General features: G+C 32.9%; 9 protein-coding genes. 2 read left to right on the forward strand and 7 right to left on the reverse strand.

Annotation, left to right across the window (positions count from 1 at the left end):
* Positions 1-338: 338 nt before the first annotated feature.
* Positions 339-695 carry a helix-turn-helix transcriptional regulator gene (locus ACFIK6_RS08970; protein ID WP_273783772.1) on the forward strand — a complete coding sequence of 119 codons (357 nt, stop codon included), beginning with the start codon at positions 339-341 and terminating at the stop codon, positions 693-695.
* Between the two features lie 31 nt (positions 696-726).
* On the opposite strand, the gene ACFIK6_RS08975 is transcribed toward ACFIK6_RS08970, so the two are convergent.
* Both ACFIK6_RS08975 and ACFIK6_RS08980 read right to left on the reverse strand, forming a co-directional pair.
* Positions 727-993, reverse strand: a complete 267-nt coding sequence (locus ACFIK6_RS08975; RefSeq protein WP_273783773.1) for a hypothetical protein — start codon at positions 991-993, stop codon at positions 727-729.
* Between the two features lie 3 nt (positions 994-996).
* The gene (locus ACFIK6_RS08980; RefSeq protein WP_273783775.1) at positions 997-1677 is read right to left on the reverse strand and encodes a ParA family protein; all 681 of its coding nucleotides are present in this window, start codon (positions 1675-1677) and stop codon (positions 997-999) included.
* Positions 1678-1769: 92 nt separating this feature from the next.
* On the opposite strand from ACFIK6_RS08980, the gene ACFIK6_RS08985 reads away from it, so the two are divergent.
* Positions 1770-2018 (forward strand): hypothetical protein, encoded by a 249-nt coding sequence (locus tag ACFIK6_RS08985; RefSeq protein ID WP_273783777.1) that lies wholly within the window; start codon positions 1770-1772, stop codon positions 2016-2018.
* 85 nt (positions 2019-2103) lie between these two features.
* Here ACFIK6_RS08985 and ACFIK6_RS08990 read toward each other — a convergent pair whose 3' ends face one another.
* The 5 genes from ACFIK6_RS08990 to ACFIK6_RS09010 form a co-directional block, all read right to left on the reverse strand.
* On the reverse strand, positions 2104-2748 hold the full coding sequence (locus ACFIK6_RS08990; RefSeq protein WP_273783778.1) for a recombinase family protein: 645 nt from the start codon (positions 2746-2748) through the stop codon (positions 2104-2106).
* A gap of 167 nt (positions 2749-2915) precedes the next feature.
* Positions 2916-4154, reverse strand: coding sequence for a type II toxin-antitoxin system HipA family toxin (locus ACFIK6_RS08995; RefSeq protein ID WP_273791593.1), 1239 nt, complete (start codon positions 4152-4154; stop codon positions 2916-2918).
* Entirely contained in the window at positions 4151-4366 is a 216-nt protein-coding gene (locus tag ACFIK6_RS09000; RefSeq protein ID WP_100130413.1) for a type II toxin-antitoxin system Y4mF family antitoxin, read from the reverse strand. The genes ACFIK6_RS08995 and ACFIK6_RS09000 overlap by 4 nt, the downstream gene beginning before the upstream one ends.
* A gap of 152 nt (positions 4367-4518) precedes the next feature.
* Complete coding sequence (locus ACFIK6_RS09005) at positions 4519-4974, reverse strand: TIR domain-containing protein (RefSeq protein WP_375642577.1); 456 nt, start codon at positions 4972-4974, stop codon at positions 4519-4521.
* A 45-nt stretch (positions 4975-5019) separates the two neighbouring features.
* Positions 5020-5169: a hypothetical protein gene (locus ACFIK6_RS09010; RefSeq protein ID WP_375642576.1), complete on the reverse strand. Its 150-nt coding sequence runs from the start codon at positions 5167-5169 to the stop codon at positions 5020-5022.
* Positions 5170-5332: the final 163 nt, after the last annotated feature.

Below are 5332 nucleotides of genomic sequence, written 5' to 3' on the forward strand. Positions count from 1 at the left end.
CATGATTTTGGTGAGCGTTCCAGAGAGTTTGAGAGGCAGATAGCCTCTCATTAAAAAGTATAAAAGATCTAATAAAAAACTATTTTTATTGCTAAACTTCCAAGATTATTTTATGAGTAAGAGTTATTGGTTATCTACGCAATAATCAATAAGGGAGTAAAAGCCCTAAATTCTAGAATATAAATTAGTCCATTATATGGACTTCCCGGAATTCCGGGAGATTTTGTTATGTCCAAGTGCTTTAAGCACTAAAAGCAAAAAGCTGACTAGAATTCAGTACTTTTAACTCCCGGAATACCAATGCGAGGGCGCTCGCACCCGGTAGGGGGGAATTTAAAGTGCGAAACAAAACTCCACATTTTAATGACGTTTCTGTAGGGAAAAAAATTCGCTATAGAAGAAAGTACATGGGAATTTCTCAGACAGAATTAGGTAAAAAATTAGGAGTAAGCTTCCAACAAATCCAAAAATATGAAAACGGCTCAAATCGTGTAGGAGCTGGACGTTTGCAGGAAATCGCTAACATACTAGATGTTGATATCTCCTTTTTTTATACCGATATTTCAGAAAAAAGAAATATTTCGTACCCTTATAATGAAGGACTTCATAGTAAAGAAGAATACTCCCTTTTAAAAGGTTTTAGAAAACTTAATCCTAAAAAACAGAAAGCAGTTTTGTGTTTGTTTTCTGAATAAAATGAAAACTTTTAAAATTATAGCGTACAAACTAATCGCTCTGTTTATAAGCATTCATTAATATTTCTAGAAAATCACCATGGCGATATCGCTCTTGTTTAGCCATCAATTTAAAACGATTAATGATATTTACGCTAGCTTTGATATTTAATTGTATCTCAACTGACTGTTCACGACTTGGGAAAGTTGCTGCCTTATCTATCTCTTTGCGTTGTACAATGTTTAAAGAAGATTGAGTTTGTCGGGGTTTAAAATCATCAAGTTCTGAAAAATTTAATGGTTTTCTTTCTGTACTCATTCTTTAATTTCCTTTCTCTTTAACTTTTTTTAGCTTTGTAATGACTTCAGCAACAAATGCTTCGACATTGCCAATCGCAGTTTCTAAATTATTAACTTCCTTTGGATTGAGATTACGATGTGAACCTCCAGTTGCAAAGATTGCGGAAAAAGCATCACGTTCATTGATTTCTGTTTCAAAAACATCAAGTTCTGGGTTTTTTCTAAATTGAGATGATACAAAACGAGCAGTTCTGGATTTTGCAACAACTTTAGATTGCGTAAACAAAACAGAATAAGCGATAAGACGCCGTACAGCTTTCATATCTCTGTGAATTTCTTTTATAATTTCGATAGCTGCTATAGCGTCTTGCTGTTGTTCCTTCATAGGAACAATTACAAAATCAGATTGACTAATTGCATAACTAGTTAAGCGTGATGCTGTACCTTCTAGATCAACAATTACGAATGGATCTCGAGTAGATGCAATTTCTATTTCATCTAAAATAGTTTTTTCAGATTCATTAGTAACGACAGTAAGATTATCTGGTTTACCCGGCAATTCAGACCAAGTGGTAATAGGATGGCGAGGATCAGCATCTATAATTGTAACTGGTTTAGCATGTGCAAGTTCACAAGCAAGGAGCAAAGCAGCTGTTGTTTTTCCACTCCCCCCCTTGGAATTAGCAAAGGATATGACAGGCATTTAGTTACTTTCTAAATAGAATATAGTATTGTATAGTATTATACCATAAGGTATAATAAAGTATTAAAATATACCCTTTATAAGGAGAAAAAATGACCACTAAATCCGTTCAAAATCATAACGATAAAGTTTTTAAAAACGTTAGCAAATTTTTTGAAACTTTTAATCAAAAAATAGATTGTTTTAACAAACCCGATACAATACAGCGTGATGGATTTACAAAAGTTAAAACAAAAAGAGGAGATATCATAAAAAGTACAGTTCCAGAAGCTGCACTACAATTAGCTCTAATGATAGACAATGGTACAAAATTTTGGAAAGAGGATATAGGAAAAAAATAATTTTTCTATGAGAAGTTTGTCAGTTAAGTTTACTATACCCTATGATATTATATAATAAGGTATAGTACTATACTAAAAGATACCTTTATGTTCTTGGCATGGTAATGATAGGCTTTATTTTCGTAAGCTTGATGTTTTTACGTTCAATAAATAAACGTAAGGTGTTCACACTAACTCCTAATGTCTTAGCAATACGGCTCTGTGATAAACCAACATTTATAAATGCTTGAATTTCATCAATGTGATTGTCCAGCTTTAATTGCGTAGCTTTACTTCCTTTTGGCCGGCCAAGTTTTATTCCTCGTTGACGAGCAACATTTAAGGCTTCTTTTGTGCGTGTTTGAATTAAATGCCGTTCAATTTGCGATACCATACCCAATACGTTTGCAATGATATCGCTTTGTAAACTTCCGTCCATGATAAGGTTTTGTTTCGTTATATGCACAATTAAACCACGTTCACTGGCTGCTTTGAGAATTTCTAAAACAGCAAGAGAAGAACCAGCTATACGAGAAAACTCCGGTGTGAGTAAAACATCACTACATTCAGCTTTTTCAATTAAAGCACCAAGTTTACGCTTACGCCAATCTTTTCCTCTACTTGCAATTTCTTCTTCAATATGGAGTGGAGCAAAGCCATGTTTGTTAGCATATTCTAACAAGCCAAATTTTTGATTTTCTGTATCTTGTCCATCACGAGAAACACGTAAATAAGCATAAAATTTTGGCATTTTCAGTAAAAAGGTTATTTTAGATTAAAAATGATATATTATTGCATATAAAAAATAGGAATTAAATATACAATTTTCGTTCATGTAAAATGATCGTTTTTTCTGATAGGATATTACTCAGTATATTAAAAATATCATCGTTTAAAACAGAAAGATAAGCAATAAAATTAAATTTTTAAATGTTGAGAACGCTGTTGAATAACATTGATGATTGCATCAAAAACTTCAGAACGCAAACCTTTATCCTCGAGTTCTTTCTTTAATTTTATTGCTTTATCATTGATTAAATCAGTCATTCTTTTTATTTGCTTTTTTAAGGACAATTGAGCGGATTTAGTATCCGCAACCATTTTATAAAAATGACGTAAATATATTTTTTTAGGTATATATTCTCCTCCTATTTTCATAGCCATTTTTTGAGATAAATCTAGATAAATAGCTGTGCTTAACAAATCATATGCAGGAGCAAGTTCTGGTTTTTTCTGTTGGTAAAGTAGTGAAAAGTTTTTGCCATGCGCATCGGCATTACCAATTAAATAATTAAAAATAATTATATTAAGGAAATTCAGTTGATCAACAGCAGGACGCAATGTATGCTGGAAAATAACGGTTTGGCACGCAGCAATACTAGGTCCTCCTTCACATTCATATTTAAATTCTGGAGCTACACTAAGTGCTTGACAAAAATCCTCTTGATGAATACGCAAAACTGTTCCATTAGAAGATATTTGACGATCATATCGAGTGATGAGACAATAGGGTGTATTATTGACAAAATGTAAATACACTTCCGGCACATTAATACCTACGAGTTTTGCCAATTTCATACAAAAAAGCTCATTATGCGCACTATCATTAATATGTTCAATGAGAGGTTTCAAAATATGCGTGGTCGGAGCACCCCCTTTAATGAGTTGAACACGATTATCTTTAAAGCCAACCGCTAATTTATCTTGTGCACCCGCAAGAGACAATCTGTAGCCATCTCCACCAGCAAGCATTGGACGACGTTTAATACACTCAAGAATTTCTTTCAATTGAGTATCATCAAGAGTTTCTACATCATCAGTTGGCAAATTTGGAACTTGTCCATGTGGATATAAAGCGAGAGCACCAGCACAATCTCCCCCAACAACTTCAAGCAAAGCAAAAGCATTTCGTTCAGAAAGACCTAAATAAGTTGCTAAACGATATCTTACATTATCATCGGGTAAGAGACCGGAAAAAAAGGCTTTTACTGCTTGACCTTTATAAGCTTCAACACGAGGAGGTAGAGAGACAGAGATGCCCTGTAAATCTTTATACAAATAATCAGTATCGTAGAGAAACGTGAGATCTCCACTTTTTTCTTGTTGTAATTGACCTACTAATTTTGCGTGTAAATAAACATCAAGTGTACGGATCATAATTTTTCATTTTCAATCTGAATATCAAGACCAAGCATTGAAAGCACATGTATGGTTTTTCCAACATGACAAGACTCTTTGCCTCTTTCTAAATCACGGATAAAACGCACACCAACCCCTGATGTAGCTGCTAACTGTTCTTGTGTTAATCCTTGTTTTTTACGTGTATTTCTAACAATAAAACCCAATATTTTCATTCTGCTTTCAATCATAATCAACCCTTTCGGGATGATTATATCATTTCATGCTTTTATTACAAGAAAATAAACCTGTACGGGACGTTTTTATCCCATATACTCCTAAAGCCTTATCCGAAGAACAAAGAATAGTGCATATTTTTCGTATACTTCACGCAGAAAAAAAATCAGTAGTTAACTGTATCTAAATTGAATCCGGCTGTGTTTAATAGTTCAATAAGTTTTGGGAGAGTCTCTTTTACGTGTTCATTAAAAGGAATGTAATTAATCCCTTCATAATCTGAAGGCACTTCAACATCTCGTTGTTTTAAAATAGCAATATTTCTGCAAGAAATTTTAGAAATTAACATACTCATTTTAAAAATAACATTTTGATTAGCGCGCGGTTGTGCGTCTTTTTTATCAGCAGATTTTGCATAGCCAATGTCATCTGGAGTAAGTAGCACAATACCAAATTTTGGAGAATTAGTTTGCATACTAATTTCTTGTTTAAAATCCTCAATAGTAGTTAAATCATCACTACCAAATTTTAGAACGTATGGTTCCAATCCAAGCTTAAAAAGAATACGTTCAATTTGTTCTAAAATAGTATGATTATTATATACAATAAAAATTTTTGGCATTTTTATATCCCCTATAAAATATATGCATTTGTCCCAGAGGGCTTATTATTCTTTATCAACGAACAATTGCGATAAAAATTTCTCCCAATCTATATTTTCCTTTAATTTATCATTAGTCTCTTTATCAAATTTTATTTTTTTACCATTTACAGTAAAATAAAATTCAACACTTTCGATACCATCATGATTGAGCATTACCAACACCTATAATTTTAATTATGTTCCATGTTTTATTGAGTTTAATGGAAATTTTAATACCTTTGTTTTTACATTGCTCTCTGAAAGCAGGCGCCCCCCGCACCTGCTATTTTATTTACGCAACATCCTCATACTCATGACGATAATAATCATCTTCACT

Origin of the sequence: Bartonella sp. AS69XJJH, from assembly GCF_042195585.1 — a bacterium.
In the GTDB taxonomy this organism is placed as follows: Bacteria; Pseudomonadota; Alphaproteobacteria; order Rhizobiales; family Rhizobiaceae; genus Bartonella.

Bases quoted from the DNA above. Each gene is read 5' to 3' on its own strand.
- ACFIK6_RS09005 (WP_375642577.1), bottom strand. From the start codon at position 4,974: ATGCCAAAAATTTTTATTGTATATAATAATCATACTATTTTAGAACAA.
- ACFIK6_RS09000 (WP_100130413.1), bottom strand. From the start codon at position 4,366: ATGATTGAAAGCAGAATGAAAATATTGGGTTTTATTGTTAGAAATACA.
- ACFIK6_RS09010 (WP_375642576.1), bottom strand. From the start codon at position 5,169: ATGCTCAATCATGATGGTATCGAAAGTGTTGAATTTTATTTTACTGTA.
- ACFIK6_RS08990 (WP_273783778.1), bottom strand. From the start codon at position 2,748: ATGCCAAAATTTTATGCTTATTTACGTGTTTCTCGTGATGGACAAGAT.
- ACFIK6_RS08985 (WP_273783777.1), top strand. From the start codon at position 1,770: ATGACCACTAAATCCGTTCAAAATCATAACGATAAAGTTTTTAAAAAC.
- ACFIK6_RS08975 (WP_273783773.1), bottom strand. From the start codon at position 993: ATGAGTACAGAAAGAAAACCATTAAATTTTTCAGAACTTGATGATTTT.
- ACFIK6_RS08980 (WP_273783775.1), bottom strand. From the start codon at position 1,677: ATGCCTGTCATATCCTTTGCTAATTCCAAGGGGGGGAGTGGAAAAACA.
- ACFIK6_RS08995 (WP_273791593.1), bottom strand. From the start codon at position 4,154: ATGATCCGTACACTTGATGTTTATTTACACGCAAAATTAGTAGGTCAA.